The sequence below is a fragment of the Kineothrix alysoides genome (genome assembly GCF_000732725.1).
GTDB classification, from domain to species: Bacteria; Bacillota; Clostridia; order Lachnospirales; family Lachnospiraceae; genus Kineothrix; species Kineothrix alysoides.
This window is the reverse complement of the sequence record NZ_JPNB01000001.1, coordinates 2,268,284-2,289,435: the sequence shown is the minus strand read 5'-3', so window position 1 is coordinate 2,289,435 and position 21,152 is coordinate 2,268,284. Positions and strand designations below refer to the sequence as shown.

Here is a 21,152-nt window from a genome sequence, read left to right as displayed (position 1 = left end):
TATGGAATATTTGGATAAAGCCGTTTTATTGTTAAGTTGTATTATAGAAGTTTATATACTTTTTGATTTTTTTGATAATTTTTTTGAGCGGAGAGAAGCTTTTAAGAAATATGGAAAAGTTGTTTTTTTAAGTCTTATAATTGCAGGTTCTCTGTTTGGGCTTAATTTGATGGTAAATGCATATGCGAATTTGTTTGGTGCATTAATACTGTTTTGGATATATGCCAGTCTTTTGTTTTCTGCTGGTATTGGTAATAGGCTGGTATATTATATTATTTTATTTTCGATATTTTTGGGTTGTGAGTTTTTATTTGTTGTATTGTTGGAGATACCGTCTTATTTTTTAGAACAGACGAGTATAATTAGCTTATCGGAAATTCCCTGGCAGGTGCTTGCCATGAAACTGTTGACATATATTTTGGTCGTTATAATAAAGCAGTTTTCCAATAAGTCCAGAAATCGTATGGATAACAAAATATTTATAATGTACTTATGTGTTCCTATAGCAAGTTTATGTATTATGCTGCTTACTTATTATTCGAGCATAGATTTTAGTGAGCGGCCGTTGATGAAAGTTATTATGTCAGCATGTTTTGCTCTCATGTTACTTGGAAACATTCTGATATTCTATGCATTTAACCGATATTCAGAAGAAATGTCTTTAAGTATGAGACAAGAGTTGATAATAATCAGACAGGATGCAGATTTAAGCTATTATAATCAAATACAGGAAATCAATGAAAAGTACAAGGAATTTATTCATAATACAAGTCATTATTTAAAGACGATAGGAGAACTTGCAAGAAAAAATGAAAATGCAAGCATATTGGATATTCTTCGAGAATTACATGTAGAATTGGAGAATAATACAATGAATATATATAGTGAAAATCATGTTATGAATGCTATTTTAAATGAGAAAGAGTCCCAGGCAAATAAGGTGGGAGTTCTCTTTGATATATATGTTGAGCCGGGGGCTCTTGCGGATATTGTTTCTGATGCGGATTTGATAACTATGCTAGGAAATTTATTGGACAATGCAATTGTGGCGGCACAGCAAGGGGAGAAAGAACATTATGTTAGAACCCGCATTTTTATGCAAAATGAAGGAGGCTTTTGTGTAGTAAAAATAACCAACAATTTTGCGGGAGAAATTATTAGGAGTAAAGGTGGTTTTGTTTCTACTAAAAAAGAAAAAGAGATTCATGGAATCGGTATTCAAAGTGTACAAAATACTGCCGGGAAGTATAACGGATATTTAGAATGTTTTGTTGAAGGAGATATATTTACGGCAATATTAGTCTTGCCTATAAAGTAAACAGATATTATAAAAGTAAACTGGAATGGATATATATGCGTAATGCAAGCATATATATCCTTTTTTATGCAAAAATAACCTCTCAAATTACAAAAACCGCCAACTCCATTGTCGAATAATATAGATAAATGTAAAATACCCAAAAGGACAAGGCATACAAACGAGGGTATATATATGAAAATAGCATTATGCCAATTAAATATAGAATTTGAAAAGATAGAAGAAAACCTAAAGAATGCAGAACAATTATTGCTAAAAGCAAAAAGAGAAGAGGCAGAACTTGCTCTTTTTCCTGAAATGAGTTTTACCGGGTTTTCTATGAATGTAAACAAGGTATATGAGTACAAAAAAGTTATTTTTGACAGTGTTAGAAGTTATGCGGAAAATTATCAAATTAATGTGGGCTTCGGTTGGGTAGGAAAGCACGACAGCAAGGGAGAGAATCATTATTCAATCATGAGTCCGGAAGGTGAAATTGTTCATGATTATGTAAAAATACATCCTTTTTCTTATTCCAATGAAAATTTATATTATATTGGCGGCGAACATATAAAAGTAGGAAAAGTTAATGATATTTTTTTGGCCACATTTATTTGCTATGATTTACGTTTCCCGGAACTGTTCCAGTATGCTTCAAATTCTGCTCATTTTATTGTGGTTCCGGCAAACTGGCCAAAGGAGAGGCGGGAACATTGGCTGACCTTACTGAGAGCCAGGGCTATTGAAAACCAAGTATATATGATAGGTGTTAATTGTATAGGGATACAGAATAATACTGTGTATTCGGGAGACAGCGTAATTTTCGGGCCCGATGGACAGGCTCTTACATGTTTGTCGTCCGGTGATGGAGTATTCATTTATGAAATACAGGACGATGTTTCTGTGTACAGAGACAAATTTCCGATAAAACGGGACAGAAGGAACGATTTATACTGTCGGTTGTTAAGTGAGAAAATCACATAATAAATAATGCGGGGCTGGAAGCGTAAAGTGAAAGAATATCTTATGAGAGGAGATAAAAATGAGTACAAAACCAGATAAAAAGGAAAATGTGATTATAGGGGTTTCATTTGGATATCATGATGCATCGTGCTGTATCATCAAAAACGGGGAGTTAGTTGCCTCGGCGCAGGAAGAAAGGTTTACAAGAATCAAACATGATTCTTCGGCGCCGGTAAATGCTTTTAGATATTGTCTGGAAGCAGCAGGGGTGGATGTGCAGGATGTTGATGCTTTAGCATATTATGAAGAACCATATGATAAGATTTCAAGACAAATATGGATGGGGCTTCAAAAAAATAATTCCAGTGAAAGAATGAGGGGAATTGCGGGAATATTACTCGATTCTAAAAAATTTGAAAGAGAAATCAATGAGAAATTGGGATATCAGGGAGATATACATTTTATAAAACATCATCTTTCACACGGTGCCAGTTCATTTTATTTTTCAGGATATGAGGACGCGGATATTCTGACAGTGGATGGCGTAGGAGAGTGGCAGTGCATGACATATGGTTATGCGGACAGGGATGATATTAATATATTTGAAAGTGTAGATTTTCCGGATTCCATAGGTCTTCTATATAGCGCAATCACGTCTTATCTTGGATTTGAAGTAAATGATGGTGAGTATAAAGTAATGGGGCTTGCGCCATATGGCGAGGCAAATCAGGTAGATAAAATTTATCAGATAATCGAAGAACATCGTGATGGCAGTTTCAAATTAAAAGATGAGTATTTCTCCTATGTTACAGATGATGCCATGTACTCGGAAAAAATGGAAGAATTATTCGGATATAAAGGGCGGACGCCCGAAAGCAAGCTTTTGCAATTCCATATGGATATGGCAAAAAGTATTCAGGTGGTTATTGAAGAACTTTTATTTGAAAAAGCCATGTATATTTATAAAAAGCATCCGAGCAATAATCTCTGTCTGGCAGGAGGAGTAGCTCTTAATTGTGTGGCGGTAGGTAAACTTCATAAGGATGGTCCGTTTAAGAATGTTTTTGTACAGCCGGCGGCAGGTGATGCGGGAGGAGCTATCGGTGCAGCAGCATATATTTACAAAAAATTATTCGGCGGACACATACAGCCTCTTAAAAATGCATATCTCGGACCGGAATATTCCTCAGATTATATACTTAATATCTTGGATGAAGCATCTGTTAATTATCTGGATTTCAGAAGTAAGGAGGCGGAGATGCTTGATTATGTCAGTGATAAGCTGGTCGACGGGAATGTAATCGGTTGGTTTCATGGAAGAATGGAATTTGGGCCAAGAGCATTGGGCGCAAGATCCATAATAGCGGATCCCAGAAAAGAGGATATGCGAGACAGAATTAACGGCATGGTTAAGCTGCGGGAAAGCTTTCGCCCTTTCGCTCCTTCCGTATTAAGCCACAAGGTTCAGGAACATTTCAGCATAGATTATGAGTCTCCATATATGCTGGAGACCTGCCAAGTTACGTCGGATTTGGAATTACCGGCGATAACACACGTAGATGGTTCCGGCCGTCTGCAGACAGTTACGGAAGAGGATAACGGCAGATATGCCAGATTGATTCAAAAATTTGATGAGAAAACAGGATGCCCTCTTGTTTTAAATACTTCTTTTAACATGAGGGGAGAACCTATTGTCTGTTCTCCTATTGATGCAATTAAATGCTTTATAAGATCGAAGATGGATGTGCTTGTTTTGGAAGACTATATATTGCTCAAAGAAGATATTCCTGAAATATGGTTATATTTTGCAGGACGCGAAAAAATCAAAAAATCAAATGTAAACAGTATGGTTTATACGTTGCTATAAATAAAGTGAAAGGGGAAGGTGAATAACATGCACAGGCCAAGCAATACGGAAAGAAAGTATATGAAGCAACTGAGCCGTTTAGCTCAAAAAGATGAAAAAGGCATATTAAAAAATATTGCATTGATGTATTTAAATCAAAACTATAGAGATGAGGAAGAAGCAGAAAGAACGGAAGAGTCGGATAAGGTCGGTATCTGGCAGCGAGATGCGCAGGGCAATACGGAAGGCTTTACCGTTGATCAGAGTAAGTTGGATGAAATTAATTTTTGGGCAAAAAATATGAGTATTGCGCCAAAAAAGGGAAGAAATAGAGTTGTATTGATTGGAGAATCTGCGGCACGCGGCTATTTTTATGATCCTATATATAATCCTGCCTTGGAATTAAACAGTATTTTAAATAATGCGGATGCGGGTCAATATGAAGTGGTTGATCTTGCGCGAACGGACTTAAGTTACGATATGCTGATAAACCTGATTGAGGAAAGTGCCGTTTTGGAACCCGATGTACTGGTCGTTTTTGCCGGGAATAACTGGGATATTCATAAAATCTGGGAAAAATATAATCTGGAAGTCAGCGAAGTGATCAGGGAAGAAGGTCTGAACGGATTATTGCGGTATAGCGATGCTCATTTAGCCGCCAATGTTGAAAAGATGTATAAACAGTTAAGGGCTTTTACGGATAAGGGAATTCCGGTAGTGATCGTCATACCTGAGTTCAACCTGAACGATTGGAAGGATCCGGAAATTGCTGCGAACTGGTTGATGGGCGGAGACTGCGGCAGATGGAATCAGCTTTTGAAAAAAACCAAAGCAATGATGGCGGCCGGAGAATATGAAAATTGTATTAAATTGCTGGAATCAGAAGAAATCAAAGGATATGCAGGTACTGAACTTTGGTATGCTCTGGCAGAATCTTACAAGCATTTGGGAATGGTTGATCAAGCAGAAAAAATTTTTATTAAAATTAAAGACATAACTATGATTTATCCCAAGGTTAGTACGCCCAGGGCATTTTCTGCGGTACAGAAAGCGTTAAAAAATGAAGCCTGTAAAAATGATCGTATCCGATATGTGGATATGCATGATGTATTCAGCAGTGAAGGCGGTGTGATTGGCAGGGAATTTTTTATGGATTATTGCCATTTGACATCAAAAGGCATAAAACTGCTTATGCAGAAGGTGGCAAGCTCTATTTTAAGTCAAGATATTTCCACGAACATATATAATGGCTTAATAGTTGATAAAAGTACGGAAAGTCACGCACATTTCCTTTCGGCAATACATAATGCACATTGGGGGCAGGAAGAAGACATAATTAAATATCACTTGGAAACTGCACTCAGGGAGTGGCCGGAGATAAAAGAAACAATGAAAGCATTCATTGATTTTCAGTGCAGAAACTTACCGGTTTGGATGAGTAAAAGAGCTGAGGGATATATAGGAATAATATCGGAACAAGAGCAACGGTACTTAACCGAAAATAAAGGTCTGCTGCTTGATCGTAAATTGATAAATATTATTGGAGATGTTTTAAATGATGCTAATCTCTTGAAGCATATTATGGAAGTAAGGAATAGTGCCTACGGAATTGAACGAGGAGAAGTCAATTTGTTGGATTCGGATTATTATGTAAACTCGTTGTCGCAGAAAGAAGCACAGTACAATTGGCCCTCTATCCCGGCAAAATTAAAAAGATATGGCTTCCTGGCAGCATACAATAAAAACACCGGATTTGCATTTACAACAGGGAACCCCTTGGGTATTCATCTATATTTAGTTTGCCAGGTTAATAATGGAAATAAAAACCCGAAGAAAATAAAAATTTTCATTAATGAACATGAAATAAGTTCGAGTGAAATCGTATGCGGCTGGAATAAATTAAAGGTGTATATAAGTGAGAAGTTTGTAAAAGAAGGAATGAATGATATACGGATTGAATGGCCTTCGTTAGATGCAGATATGAGAATTCAAGAAAATAAAGTGATAGAGGAAATTGAGAAGGGTATTATTCCTGAACTGGTTCCTGTTTATGGAGAAATTCACAAGTTCATTTTAACAGGAGAATAAAAATGGAGGAAATTTTCAAAGAGAAAGTTAAGCTTTTTTGTTTCCCTTATGCCGGTGCATCTTCTTACATTTACAGTAAATGGAGACGATTGCTGGATTCCAGAATCGATTTACAGATTATAGAACTGGCGGGAAGAGGTACCAGAATAAATGAAAGGCCATATCAGGATATATATGAAGCAGCCGATGACCTGTATAACAAACTCAAAGATAAAATAAACGAAAATCCGGTCATACTTTTAGGATACAGCATGGGAAGTTTGTTAGCCTTTGAAATCGCCGGAAAACTGCAGCAGTATCAGAAGAATGAATTGGTCCATACCTTTTTTTTGGCTAAAAACCCTCCGCATTGCGGCAGCGAAACGGTTCTTTCTAATTTAAGAGAGGATAGACTCAAAGAGCTGGTAATGAGCTACGGAGGAACACCAAAGGAAATTTTAGACAACAAGGAGACCAGCGAGTATTTTCTAACTATTTTAAGAAATGATTTTAAACTGGTTGAAACATATAATTTGATCCCGAAAAGAGAGAAATTGAAATGTGATATGACCGTTATGTATGGGAGCGATGATACTACGTTAAAAAGCAGTGAGATAAATCAGTGGGCGGCTTATACAAGTGGTGTATACAGCGAAATTATATTTCCCGGAAACCATTTCTTTATTCAGGAAGAAGGGCCGGAAGTTATTAACAACATAAATAAAGTGGTTGATAATTATTTTTATGATAAGCGAAGGCGGAAGAGAAGAAATATATGAAAAGAATAGCGGCGTTATTTCCGGGACAAGCATCTCAATATAAAGGAATGGGGCGGGATTTTTACCTGCAATATCAAAGCGTGAGAGATATTTTTAACAGGGCATCGGAGGTTATTGATAAAGATGTCTATAGCATCTGCCAAGATGAAAAGATGCTCCAGAGAACAGAGTATGCACAAATAGGTATTATGGTTTTGTGCATAGCTATTTTTGATGTCGTAAAAAGGGAAATAGAAAGCCCTATCCAATTTTTTGCGGGACATAGTATAGGAGAATATGCGGCATTAACTTGCTCGGAATGCCTGAACTTTGAAGACGCGGTAAAGCTCGTTCAGATAAGAGGAACGGTAATGGGGAAGTTTGGCGGAGAAGGAAAATTTGCTATGGCAAATATGGGAAGTGCTTCCAATGACGTGATTATGGAAGAATGCATCAGATTTTCGGATGATATTGATTTTGTAAGTTTATCTTGTGATAACAGTAAGGAACAGAAAATTGTTGCAGGCTCTTCAAAAGCAGTGAAAAGGCTGGTAGAAGGAACAGAGGACCTATTTCATGGGAAAGTGATCAACAATCTGGGTGCATTTCATACGAATTATATGTTGGAGGCACAAAAGGAGTTTAATGAAACATTATGCCATGCCAAGTTCCATGAAATGAAGAAGGTAGTTTTCTCCAATGTTACCGGAAGACCTTATTTTGATGAAACACAGGTATATCCGCTGCTTGGCCGGCAGATGGTAAAAACGGTAAAGTGGAGACAAACAATGGATTACCTTAAAAAAATGAATATTGATGAATATTGGGAAGTTGGTCCGGGATGTGTGCTGACCAATATTTTAAAGAGAGAAGACCCGTCAATCAATGTAAAATCAGCAGATAAAATTTTAAAGATGGAAGGTACCGGCAATGAAAAAATATGTTGATTTAGTTAGTTCATTTACTTATACGGCACAGAAACAGGATCGAGGAATCACTTATATTACGAATAGCGAAACGGAATACAATGAAAGCTATAGTGAAGTATATGCCGCTTCATGTAAATGCTTATACGGACTGCAGAAAATGGGAATGTCAAAAGGAGATAAGCTTATTTTTCAATTGGAGGAAGTCGATGATTTTATACATATTTTTTGGGCATGTATTTTAGGCGGGATAATACCTGTTCCTATAGCAACGGCAGCATCTGATGAAAATTATCTGCTTTTTTATAATATATGGGAAAAAGTCGAGAATCCATATATTGTCAGCAATGAGCAGGCATTTCAGAACTATAGGAGATATCTGGAGAGGGAATATCCTCAGAAGGCTGAATTGGCGACGGAAAAATTTATTGACTCAAAGAAGCTTCTTGCGGAAGAAAAGGTTGGTAAAATCATTAACGCAGAGCCGACGGATATCGCAATGATTCAATTTTCATCAGGTTCAACCGGGGCGCCTAAAGGAGCGGAGATTACACATGAAAATATCATGCTTGTTGTGGAAGGTGTTGCGGAAAAGGAAAAATTAACAGATAGTGATACGCTGATGAGCTGGCTTCCGCTGACACATAATTTGGGATTAATTGTTATGCATATCCTTCCTCTGGTCAAGGGCTTAGAACAATACATTATGCCAAAGTCACTGTTCGTGTATAATCCTGTTTGCTATATGGATAAAGTGAGCAAGTATCACCCTTCTGTTACAGCATCCCCTAACTTTGGATTCAAATATTTGATGTCTATCGCGGCAAAGGGTAATTTTGATTGGGATTTATCGTCCATCCGGATTATCTGGAATGGAGCGGAACCAATTGATGCGCAGGCGTGTCAGGCATTTATTAAAACAATGCAGTGCTATGGCTTAAAAGAAAATGTAATTTACCCCGGATACGGAATGACAGAAGCAACGGTAGTTATTACCGTGTTAGATATCGAAAAGAACTTTACCGGCATTAATTTAGACAGAAATCAGATTAATATAGGAGAAAAAATCCGGGAAGTCACGGAAGTTAATAATAATACGATTACATTTGTGGACGTGGGAAGTGCTTTGCCATCTTGTGAATTAAGAATTTGTGATGATGATAATTCCGATTTGGGAGAGGATCGAATCGGACATATTCAAGTGCGCGGAAAAACCGTAATGCGGGGATATTATAACGATTCCGCAGCTACAAATGAAATGTTTGCTCCGGATGGCTGGTTAAAAACAGGTGATATCGGTTTTTTAAGAAATGGGGGACTGATCATTACAGGACGTGCAAAAGAATTAATATTGATTAACGGACAGAATTATTATCCGAATGACATTGAACGGCTTTGTGAGCGGGTAGAGGGAGTTAAACCGGGTAAGGTTGCTGCCAGTGGGGTATACAATAGAAATACAAAAGAAGACAGTATTGCTGTCTTTATTGAAGATGCGATGGAAGATAACGAATTTATGAAATTGGCGGATGAGATTAAAGTTACCTTAAATTCCCATGGTATTTGGAAGGTCGATTTTATAACACAGATAGAGGCTATCCCCAAGACTGATTCGGGAAAAATTAAGCGAAATGAATTGAAGAAACGTTTTGAAAACAATGAATTTAAATTTTATGATACGCAACGACAGGAAAAGGCAATACAGGCAGATAATGATGTTACACCAATCGAAAATGAACTGCTGAAAATATTCAGCCAGATTGATGATAGCGTTGCATTAGATGTGGAAGACAGTTTTTTTGCGGCAGGATTTTCGTCATTGCAATTGATTAAGATTGCTGAAGTGATCAAGGAGAAATTTAACGCAACAGTTACGGTATCAGATATTTTTTCTTATTCTACAGTCCAGCAGCTTGCACGCTATCTTCATGATTTGGCAGGGGTAAGGAAGGAAACAGCGTCGGAGGAGGATAAGGAAGACAAAAATAAACAAGATATAGCAATAATTGGTTTAGATTGCAGATTTCCCGGTGCCGGCAACGCAAAAGAATATTGGATGAACCTGAAAGCCGGAATTGACTGTATTGGGGAATATCCGGAAGGACGCAGGAACGACGTTAAGAATTATATCCATGCTATAGCAAAAGATTTTACGGAAAAAGAGCTGGTAGAAGGAGGTTACCTGGATGAAATCGCAGGGTTTGACTACTCTTTCTTTAAAATTATGCCAAAGGAAGCGGAATTATTAAATCCCTGTCAGCGGCTGTTTCTTCAAAGTGCATATAAGGCACTGGAGGATTCGGGTTATATCACGGATGAGGGTGTAGATAATAAAATTGGAGTGTATGTCGGAGCATCAAAATCCATATTTGACTATGAACGGCTGGTTTCGCTTTCTATAAGAGATAATCATTCGGATTATGCGGTAGGAAATTTGTATTCTATGATATCGGGAAGAGTTTCATACGCTCTCGATTTAAAAGGGCCTTCCGTTACCATTGATACGGCATGTTCTTCTTCCTTGACGGCCGTGCACATTGCATGCAAGGCGATACAAAACGGTGAATGCGATATGGCTGCAGCAGGTGGAGTAAGAGTAAATCTGCTTCCGGTCAAAACTAAAATAGGAATTGAAGCATCCGATTGCAGAGCAAAAGCTTTTGATGACAGTTCGGATGGAACCGGCTGCGGAGAAGGCGTTGGCGTTGTCATTCTGAAATCTTTGGAGCAGGCCCAAAAAGATCATGACAATATCTATGCGGTAATTAAAGGGAGTGCAGTCAATCAAGACGGAAAAACAGCCGGGATAACGGCCCCGAATAGCCTTTCCCAAACGGAACTGTTATGTAACGCATGGAAAGATGCCAAAATAGATCCGGCCGCGTTAAATTATATTGAAGCACATGGTACGGGGACGAAGCTGGGAGATCCGATTGAAATTGAAGGTATAAGCAGGGCATTGGGACGATATACGGACAAGAAAGAATTCTGTGCGGTCGGTTCCGTAAAATCAAATATAGGTCATCTTTTTGAAGCGGCAGGTATCGCAAGTTTGATTAAGGTTGTATTAATGGAACGATATGGAATGATACCACCGTTAGTTCATTTTAAAAAAATTAATGAGAGAATCAAGATAAGCGGTTCTCCTGTTTATATTGCGGATAAATTACAATCTTGTTCCGAAAAAGGTAAAGATTTCAAATGTGGAATCAGCTCGTTTGGATTTAGCGGTACAAATTGTCATGTCGTACTCGAAGGCCATGAAAAAAGAGATCTCGGCATAAAACGAAAATGCAATATTTTTACCATTTCTGCAAAAACGGAAAAGGCGCTTATCAATCTTGCAAAAGAATATACTTATTACCTGCAGGAAGAGGGTGCAGCAGAAAAAATTGAGAATATATGCTATATGTCCACCAGCAGAAGAAAGCATTTTGAATATCGTCTTGCTATCGTAGTACATGACAATGAAGAACTATTGAATAAACTGGGTAAGTTTTTGGAAAAAAGAAAGAGTGAAGAAAACGAACTGATTTATTACGGTATACATAAGGTGATCAATAATGATGGTATTAAGACTAGAGATTATGAAATCACCCGTGATGAAAGGGCGAGACTGGCACAGGAAGCGGAACAGTTAAATGTTACGCTTGAGAATAATGAAGCGGATGAAAAATCTTATACAAAGCTTGCCCGTTATTATGTGCAGGGAGCTCCGATAAGCTGGGGCAAGGTTTACAGCGGAGAAGTATATTCAAAAATAAGCATTCCCACATATTGTTTTGAAAAACACAGATGCTGGATTGACATTATTGAAGATAGAGGTATGGAAATGTCGGACGAAGTTCAGAAAAGAGATGGTAATTTTAGTTCTGTTAAGGGCAGAATTGTTAGCATGGTATGCAGTGTTTCCGGATTAAAGGAACAGGATGTTGATATCAATGAACAGTTTATCAGCATGGGTATCGATTCGATGGGACTGATGCAGATTAAGAATTCCGTCAGAAATATTTATAAGATCGATATACCTGTGAATGACTTATTTAACGGATTGTCATCCGTTGCAAAGCTTGCGGAATATTTGCAGAGCAACAGCATTGACGAAGGTGAGAAGGAAGAAAGCTTAAAAGATAATAATGACTATAGCGCGAATAGTTTAAATGAGATAAAGCAAAAGGATACAACAGGCCGGACGTATAGCAATATCATGGCCGACGGGAACGCTAAAACGATTATTGATAAGCAGTTAGACATTATGAGAATGCAATTATCCTTATTGAACAATGCGGAATTTTACAACGATAATACCGTTGGCGATGTTTCAAAGGCAATAGATAAGGAAAATAATATTTCTCCGAAGGCTAAAAATATGGCCCTGCCAAAAAAGAGCGGCAAGGTTGTTCAGTACAGGCCTTATCAAAGATTAAATTTTGCCGTGCACGAGGATATGACGGATAGACAAGAAGCGTATATTCAGCGTTTGATCGAAAAATATTGTACGAAAACCGCCGGAAGTAAGAATGATATCCAGAATTATAGAAAAGTTTATGCAAACAATAGAAATGTTGCAGGCTTTAGACCTATATTCAAGGAAATGGTTTATCAATTAGTTTCTCCCCGGGCCAAAGGGTCAAAAATATGGGATGTTGACGGAAATGAATATATAGATTTAACAATGGGATTCGGGGTTAATTTGTTTGGACATAATCCGGAGTTTGTTACGGACGCATTGGAGAAACAGCTGAAGGAAGGCTTTTCATTAGGACCGATGTCGCATCTTGCAGGTAGAGTAGCAGAAAAAATCTGTACGATGACGGGTGTGGAACGAGTAGCATTTTATAATTCCGGAACGGAAGCGGATATGGTGGCTTTAAGAATTGCCAGAGCGGTAACCAGACGAGATAAGGCGGTTATTTTTGCCGGCTCCTACCATGGTACGTTTGATGGTGTGCTAGGTGTTCAAGGTATGGATGAAACGGATACTATGACTATGGCGCCGGGAATATTGAACAATATGGTAAATGACATTTATGTATTAAACTATGGTACCGAAGAAAGCTTGACTTTCATTAAGAATCATATGGAAGAGATAGCTGCTGTCATGGTGGAGCCGGTCCAGAGCAGGCGACCGGATTTCAGACCTGTTGAGTTTATAAAAAAGTTACGCGAAATAACAGAAGAAGGTAAATGCGCGCTTATTTTTGATGAGGTTATCACAGGCTTCAGAATATGTAATGGCGGTGCGCAGGAATGGTATGGTGTAACAGCAGATCTTGCGACCTATGGAAAAATAATAGGTGGAGGTATGCCCATTGGAGTGGTAGCCGGAAAGTCAAAATTTATGGACAGTATTGATGGAGGCTATTGGAGCTTTGGCGATCATTCCTGTCCGCCTAATGAGGAAATAAGAACCTTTGTTGCAGGTACCTTCTGCCATCACCCGATGGCTATGGCAGCTGCAGATGCAGTATTGACAAAATTAGCGGAAGAGAATATACAAAATGGAATTAACCAAAAAACAGAAAAGTTTGTAAATAAAATGAATGATTTTTTTGCAAACGAAGGTGTTCCGATTCACATGGTCTGTTTTGGATCTTTATTCAGGTTCGTGTTAAATGGGGACTTGGAACTCTTCTATTATGTTCTTGTAAGTAAGGGAGTGTATATTTGGGAAGGACGCAACTGCTTCTTTTCGTCGGCACATACGGAGCAGGATATTGAAAATATTGAAGATGCAATTTATGAAGCAATTTATGAACTGAGAGAAAACGGCTTTTTAGAATCTTCGAAAAAAAAAACTATAGTTAGTGAGTATCCCCTTACTGATGCGCAGAGAGAAATTTCAGATGGCATTTCTATGTCATGCGATGTCTCGCTGTGCTGCAATGAATCTGTTGTATTGAACCTATCGGGAAACTTGGTCAAGGAAGCTCTTGAAAAAGCAATCAGTACAGTGCACAAACAGCATGACGCATTAAGTATGGCAGTGGATATAGAAAAAGGGCGGCTGATTTATCAAAGTAAAGCGTGTGTTGTTCCGGATTATATTGAAATGGAGGAAGGCCCCCGGCTGGACTCTTATTTATCGGACGAAGTAAGCAGACCGTTTGAATTGGATAAGGCTCCATTATACAGGCTGGCCATAGTAAAAACCGGAGTTGAAAAGTTTAAGCTATTATTTGTTTGTCATCATATTATGATTGACGGATGGTCAATGAACGTATTTATCAATGAGCTGGCCGAAGCTTATACAGCCTTTGCAAATGATTTCAAACAGAAGGCTGGGGATTCCATGCAGTTTGTTGAATACCTGGAGTGGAAAAGAAAGGTGCTGTATTTACCGGAAAAAGAAGAGGCGGTATTGTTCTGGAGAGATAAATTCAGTTCGATACAAGAAAGAGCGATACTCCCGCGTTCTATCCAGATGAATGGGGATAGAATCGCCCCTGAAGCTATTTATTCATTTAAAATAAATGAGGGAGCAGCCAATCAGCTCGACCAACTGGCCAAAAAGAATGGAAATACTTTGTTTACAATGCTGCTTTCGATATTTGTATGGTATCTTCACAGGCTTACAGCGAGAGGAACGGTAATCGTAGGAATACCTTTTGCCGACCAAAGCTGCTGTGAAGGCTATTCACTGATTGGAATGTGCGACAGCATTTTACCTTTATGCATTAATGTCGAAGAACAAGTCACATTTTCAGAACATATGCAAAGGGTAAAAAATGCATTTTTAGAGATTAACAGATATCAGAAATATTCATTATCAAATTTGGTCGAAGGATTAGATATCAGTAAAGTTCCTGATATTGATATTGTATTTAACTTGGATAAAGTATTCGTACCATTGTTTGATAAGTGCAAGACGGAAATCGGAACGCAGCTCCCTAAAATAAGTAGTAATAGTATATTTGTTAATATTATGCAAATCAACTCTGAATTGGATATTCAATTCAAATATAATCCGCAGATGTTCGATGGCGGACTGATTGAAGAGTGGATAAGCTGCTTCCGGGAAATGATGGAAGATGTAGCAGAAGGATTAGACGGCTTTTTGATTGAGCGGGATTTTCGGCTGGATAGAACTGAAAAATTGTTAAATGAAAGAGTTGCGGGAAGCATTATATTGCCGCAAAGTCAGACAGAAAAAATATTATGGAATATATGGAAGGATATTCTGGGGAAGAGTGTCCGCAGCATAACGGAAGATTTCTTTACTATTGGGGGCAACTCATTAAAATTGTCTCTGCTTCGGGGAAAGGTAGCGGAGCAGTTTGAAATATTACCGGACTGGCAGGAACTATTCCGATGCCGTACCATTCAATCCCTGGGCAAATATCTGGATAGCATTGGAGATGCCGGAAATACGGTGAAAATAGAAAGAACCCCATACAGAGAATATTATCCGGTTACTTCCGGTCAAAAAGAAATATTTATAAGCTCTATGCTCGATCCCCAATCTACCAAAAACAATATTTGCGGCGCGATCTTGATAAATGAAGGGACAGATAAAATAAGATTAAGCGAATGCATAAATAAAATCGCCGATAGACATGATATTTTACAATCCTCTTTTTATATGACAGGGCAAGATGTTTATCAAAAAGTCAATGAAAAGAGAGATGTTGAAGTTTATGATTTGAGGGCGGATTCATTGGAAGAAGCGGAAAAATGTATCGATTATTATAATTTGCCCTTTGATCTTGAAAAGGGATATTTGATGCGTGTATTGATGATCAGTCTGCCTGATGAACGGATGATTTTAGCCTGTATCATGCACCATATCGTCGCAGACGGTACTTCTTCAATGATCTTTTTGAATGAATTAATCCAAAGATATCAAGGAAAACGGATGGAACCGCTGCCAATTACATATAAGGATTTTGCGGTCCACGCAAACCGGATGATGTTGACGGAACAATATAACCGGCAAAAAAGTTATTGGATGAACGAATATTGCATGGAAATTACAAAATTAATATTACCCTTTAGAAATTCAGATGGTGAAAAAGGAGATATCGATAATAGTAATACCGTTATTGCATATGCAAAGGAAGGGCTGTCCGACGAAGTTAAAAAGTTTGCAAAAATGCAGGAATGTTCCGAATTCATGGTAATGTTTGCGGCGTACCAGATTCTGCTTTCCAGATACGGAAACACAAATGAAATTATAACAGCAGTACCTTGTGACAGCAGATGTACTTCGGAAACGGAAAATCTGATTGGAATGTTTGTGAATACCTTATATATAAGAAATGAGGTAGATGGAGAACAGATGGTATGCGATTTTCTGGATAATGTAAAGCAAAAAGTAATTGGCGCAATGAATAATCAGGATTATCCGGCGGATGCTTTAATTAATGAACTGCATCTTGAAAGAGATGGAATTAAAAACCCGCTTACCAATTATCTGTTTTCCATGCAAAGTAATTTGGAAGATATTATCAGCATATATGGGGTGCAATATGAAGTCTTTGAAACAAAGGCTAAAGAGGTTGATTTCGACATTGCATTTAACTATATGACGGATAACGGAAAGCTCAAGTTTATCATCGATTATGATAAAAATTTATATTGTGAAAAAGATATACGTATTTTTACGGACAGATATATTGAAACATTAACAAACTTAGCCGCCGATAAAAACAGACGGGTAATGGAAATAAGCATGCTGACAAAAGAAGAGGAGCATAAAATTTTAAATACCTTATGTATAAAGGCACCCGAGCAGAAAAATGACGTAATCAAAACACTATTTGAGAAACAGGCTGAAGATACTCCGTTAGAGACGGCTGTTACTTATATAAAGAATTATGAAGGCAGCAGAGCGAGAGAAGAAAATTTGAATTATCAGGAGCTAAATGAAAAGTCGAATAAGCTCGCCAGGATATTGCGTCAAAAAGGTATTGGAGAAGGTACGTCGGTGGGTATTTTTTTTGAAAGCTCATTAGAATTGATAATTGCCTTATTGGCAGTATTTAAGGCGGGCGCTGCATACTTGCCGCTATATCCGGAACTTCCGGCAGACCGTATAAAATACATGATGGGTATAACGGATACGAAATTTATTTTAACACATGAAATGGAACATGTGAATAAAAAGCTCCATCAGTTGAGTGAGATATGTGCTTGTGAAATAATCGATATAAGCGGGTTGGAGCAGGTAGAGGATGGAAGCAATCTGGAAGATCTTATTGACGGCAGCAGTATTGCATACACAATATTTACTTCCGGTACGACAGGAACTCCGAAGGGTGTACAAATCACGCATCAAAGTATCGGCAAGACAATCAGTTGGCGAAAACAGGAATATGGTTTCAATAAGGAAGACAGTATCCTCCAATTATTCAGCTATGCATTTGACGGATTTCTGACAAGCGCATTAACTCCAATCATATGCGGTTCCAGATTAATACTGCTGGATCAGGAGCACATGAAGGATCCGCTGAGCATCTTACATGCTGTTCAAACTGAAAAGGTTACACATTTCATAGCGGTACCTACATTATTTAGTGCGTTGTTATCACTTGCCCGTAAGGAGGAACTGGAATCGTTAAAATATGTCACTCTGGCAGGAGAGAGGGTGACAAGGAAATTAGTCGGAGACTGTAAAGCACTTAATCCGGCCATAGAACTTGTCAATGAATATGGACCTACTGAAAACACAGTGGTTACAACGATAAAACGTAATTTACGTGAGACTGAAAATATAACGATAGGAAAGGCCGTCTGCGGAAGCAGTATATATATCTTGGACAGGCATATGAATTTACGGCCGATAGAGACGGAAGGTGAAATATATATTGGGGGTGACCGGTTAACGGAAGGCTATCTGAAAGATGAAGAAAAAACGAATATAAGTTTTGTATCTAATCCATACGTAGCCGGAGACAGGCTTTATAAAACAGGTGACATGGGAAAATGGACAAAAGACGGAGCAATTGATTTTATTGGAAGAAATGATTCTCAAATAAAAATAAGAGGCTATAGAGTAGAGCTGGGGGAAGTTGAAAACCGAATATTGGAACATGAAAAAATAAGCAATTGTGTAGTTCTAGCGGAGTTAAACAAACAGAATAATTTTGATCTGTATGCTTATTATACGGCAGACTGTGAGATGAGGCCGGAGGAAGTGAAGCAATATCTCAGGCAGCTTCTTCCTGATTACATGGTTCCTGCTTACATGTTGCAGATCAAGCAGATACCGTATACATCGGTTGGAAAAGCAGATAGGAAAATTCTGTTGGAATACAGGACTCAATTTAGTGATAGTCCGGCAGGTATACAGCCTGAAACAGAGAATGAAGTCTTTTTGTGCGGGATATGGGAGCGGGTATTAGGTATTGATAAGGTGTTTGCAGACCAAAACTTTTTTGAGATTGGCGGGGATTCTATCAAAGCTATTCAGATAGTAGCATTGTGCAGACAGCAGGGGATAGAAATAGCGATCAGTGATATTATGCATAAACAGACGGTACGTGAAATGGCATTATGTATGAAGAGTATAGAAGTATATTCCTCTCAGCAGATTGTTACGGGTGAGGTTGATTGTACTCCGATCCAAAAGTGGTTTGTAGAGAACATAACAATAGACAGAGAGCATTTTAATCAAACGGTCTTGCTGGAAAATAAACATGGCTTTCAGGCAGAGTGTTTGGAAAAGGTGATGCGTGAATTGATAGAGCATCATGATGCGCTGCGGACATCTTTTGAAATAGGGAAAAATGGGCTATTGCAGAATATGGAAGGCTTTAATGAAAGGCAGGAAGTACTTGCATATGAGGATATTACGCAAGAAGCGGATTGTCTGCAATATATCTGTGATGACTCAAACAATCTTCAGCGGTCGTTTCAATTAAAGAGCGGGCAGATGGTCAAAGCGAAACTATATCATAGCAAAGATACAGACTACCTTTTCATAGCGATTCATCATCTGGTCATCGATGGTGTATCCTGGCGCATTCTGCTGGAGGATCTTGCGGAAGCTTATGATGCCGCTGTCTGTGAAAAGGAATATAAATTTCCTCAGAAAACAACGTCTTTTAAGTCGTGGGCCAAGGCATTAAAAAAATATGCGGGATCCTATCAGGTATTGCAGGAAAAGAAGTATTGGGAACAGACTGTGAGCCATAAATATAAATCGCTGACAGTAGGAGAGGCGGAATATGGTTCAATAAAAGATGAAACAAAATATGAAACGGAAATAGGGAAAGAGAAAACCGGAGATGTCTTATATAAAATAAATAAGATATATGGAACGAACACGCAGGAAATTTTATTTGCGGCTTTTGCCAGGGCATTAACAAAGACATTTGGTAAAAATGATTATTTGATAGATGTTGAAAGCCACGGCAGAGAAGAGATCAGTTCTGATATTAATGTTGTAAGGACCATAGGCTGGTTTACTTCACAATATCCTTTTGGTGTGTACAGCAATGAAGTGGAAAATATAAAGGACGCGATCATCAATATCAAAGAAAGGTTCAGAAAAGTGCCAAAGAACGGTATTGGGTACGGTCTGCTTCAATATTCGGACAAAGCTGTAAAACTGAAGGGAACGAAGCCTGACATCGTATTTAACTTTTTAGGACATATCAGTAAGGGGAAGGATACTGATCAGATACGAGTGGTTGAATTTAATTACGGAAAAACCTGTTCTGAAAAGCAAGAGAGACATCACCTTATAAGCTTTGATGCAATTGTACAAGACGACGTATTGAAGGTAAGCATTACGTATAATGGTGCGGTTATCAAGGACGAAATTATTCAATTTCTTGCATTAGCATTTTCGGGAGAATTGGATGGAATAGTACAGCACTGTAAAAAGCAAAAGAAAACCATAAACACACCTTCCGACTATAAAAACAAAGTGATCAGTATAGAAGAACTTCAACGGCTGCTTAATAAATACGAGAATAATATAGAACAAATTAATGAGCTTCCCCCGATGCAAAAGGGAATGATATTTGATCAGCGCATGAATCCCGGTTCGAGTATTTACTTCGAGCAGGTGATGCTTGAACTGGAAGGACAAGTCAGGACGGAGTTGCTGGAAAAGAGCTTTCAGATGATCATAGACCGCCACGATGCCTTAAGATCCTGCTATAACTATGAGGATTGCAGCCAACCGCAGCAAATTGTATTAAAAGAATACCGTTTTAAAATTCAAGGTTTGGATATTACCGGAAGTAAAGATGATCTGAAGAGTTACCTTCTTGATTTTTGCAAATCCGATATTGCGAACGGTTTTTCGATTGACGAGGAAGTACCAATGCGGATGTTTCTGCTCAAAGCTCGAAATAATATGAATTATCTTGTCTGGAGCTTCCATCATATATTGATGGACGGATGGTGTATTGATCTCATATTGGAAGAACTGGTAAATATCTATACGGGAATGCTGAAAGGGGAGACTGTATTGCTTCCGGCAGCCCCCTCCTATTCGGTATACGCGGAATGGATTAAGAGCAGAAATGAACAGGCTGCTTTAAAGTATTGGAAAAATTATTTACAGGGTTATCATGGGGGGAGTCAAACCAAAGATCCTTTGGCGGCAGAGGTAAAAGACTTTAAACGGGAGGAATATAGATTTGCCGTTGATAATTCCTGCATTGAGATGCTGAAAAAAATTGCGGGTGATTCGAGAATTACCATGGCTGCCTTATTTCAGGCACTATGGGGAATAATACTCGGAAAATATTCCGGAAAAGAGGAAGTTGTTTATGGCGTTGTTGTATCCGGCAGAAGCCCGGAAATAATGAATGTAGAAAGTGTGGTCGGATTATTTATCAATACTTTGCCGCTTAGAATACGGCTGCCGTATGAGGCCTCGCTGGTTGAAATAGCCAAAACCATTCAGGATGATATGGAAAAACATAATCAGTATTCTTATCTTTCGTTAGCACAGATACAATCCTTATGTATGATAAAAGGCGAATTATTTGATAATATGTTCAGCTTTGAAAATTATGCGAATTATAATAATTATCGAAATCGTCTCTCAGATAAGGACAAGCTGGGGTTTGTGCTTAATAAAGTAACTGAATTTGAACAAACCATATTTAATTTAACATTTATTGTTGAGCCAAAAGAGGATGGATACGAATTTAATATTATCTATAATGGGAATACCTGTGATATGAATTTACTCGATTCAATAAAAGGATATCTGACAAGAGTCATGGAACAGTTAATAAATGATCATCAAATCATATATGGGGATATAGCGCTGGCAGACGGAGAAGAAATGGAAGATTTGCTGAATGATTTTATGGTTGCTTTATAAAAGGGGG

7 protein-coding genes are annotated in these 21,152 nt (G+C 38.2%); all 7 read left to right on the top strand.

Annotation, left to right across the window (positions count from 1 at the left end):
* The first annotated feature begins 1 nt into the window (after position 1).
* The 7 genes from CC90_RS0110855 to CC90_RS22325 all read left to right on the top strand — a co-directional run bounded on the left by CC90_RS0110855 (position 2) and on the right by CC90_RS22325 (position 21,145).
* Entirely contained in the window at positions 2 to 1,318 is a 1,317-nt protein-coding gene (locus CC90_RS0110855) for a sensor histidine kinase (RefSeq protein ID WP_031390795.1), read from the top strand.
* 174 nt (positions 1,319 to 1,492) lie between these two features.
* Positions 1,493 to 2,281: a nitrilase-related carbon-nitrogen hydrolase gene (locus tag CC90_RS0110850; RefSeq protein WP_031390794.1), complete on the top strand. Its 789-nt coding sequence runs from the start codon at positions 1,493 to 1,495 to the stop codon at positions 2,279 to 2,281.
* 58 nt (positions 2,282 to 2,339) lie between these two features.
* Positions 2,340 to 4,127, top strand: a complete 1,788-nt coding sequence (locus CC90_RS0110845) for a carbamoyltransferase family protein (protein WP_031390793.1) — start codon at positions 2,340 to 2,342, stop codon at positions 4,125 to 4,127.
* Positions 4,128 to 4,187: 60 nt separating this feature from the next.
* Complete coding sequence (locus CC90_RS0110840) at positions 4,188 to 6,194, top strand: SGNH/GDSL hydrolase family protein (protein WP_132038529.1); 2,007 nt, start codon at positions 4,188 to 4,190, stop codon at positions 6,192 to 6,194.
* Between the two features lie 2 nt (positions 6,195 to 6,196).
* Entirely contained in the window at positions 6,197 to 6,952 is a 756-nt protein-coding gene (locus tag CC90_RS0110835; protein ID WP_035315318.1) for a thioesterase II family protein, read from the top strand.
* Positions 6,949 to 7,878, top strand: coding sequence for an ACP S-malonyltransferase (locus CC90_RS0110830; RefSeq protein WP_031390790.1), 930 nt, complete (start codon positions 6,949 to 6,951; stop codon positions 7,876 to 7,878). Before CC90_RS0110835 ends, CC90_RS0110830 begins: the two co-directional genes overlap by 4 nt.
* On the top strand, positions 7,862 to 21,145 hold the full coding sequence (locus CC90_RS22325) for a non-ribosomal peptide synthetase (protein ID WP_035315316.1): 13,284 nt from the start codon (positions 7,862 to 7,864) through the stop codon (positions 21,143 to 21,145). The genes CC90_RS0110830 and CC90_RS22325 overlap by 17 nt, the downstream gene beginning before the upstream one ends.
* Positions 21,146 to 21,152 lie beyond the last annotated feature (7 nt).

Excerpts from the sequence above, each read along its gene's own strand:
- CC90_RS22325 (WP_035315316.1), top strand. The coding sequence starts at position 7,862 with ATGAAAAAATATGTTGATTTAGTTAGTTCATTTACTTATACGGCACAG.
- CC90_RS0110830 (WP_031390790.1), top strand. The coding sequence starts at position 6,949 with ATGAAAAGAATAGCGGCGTTATTTCCGGGACAAGCATCTCAATATAAA.
- CC90_RS0110850 (WP_031390794.1), top strand. The coding sequence starts at position 1,493 with ATGAAAATAGCATTATGCCAATTAAATATAGAATTTGAAAAGATAGAA.
- CC90_RS0110840 (WP_132038529.1), top strand. The coding sequence starts at position 4,188 with ATGAAGCAACTGAGCCGTTTAGCTCAAAAAGATGAAAAAGGCATATTA.
- CC90_RS0110855 (WP_031390795.1), top strand. The coding sequence starts at position 2 with ATGGAATATTTGGATAAAGCCGTTTTATTGTTAAGTTGTATTATAGAA.
- CC90_RS0110845 (WP_031390793.1), top strand. The coding sequence starts at position 2,340 with ATGAGTACAAAACCAGATAAAAAGGAAAATGTGATTATAGGGGTTTCA.
- CC90_RS0110835 (WP_035315318.1), top strand. The coding sequence starts at position 6,197 with ATGGAGGAAATTTTCAAAGAGAAAGTTAAGCTTTTTTGTTTCCCTTAT.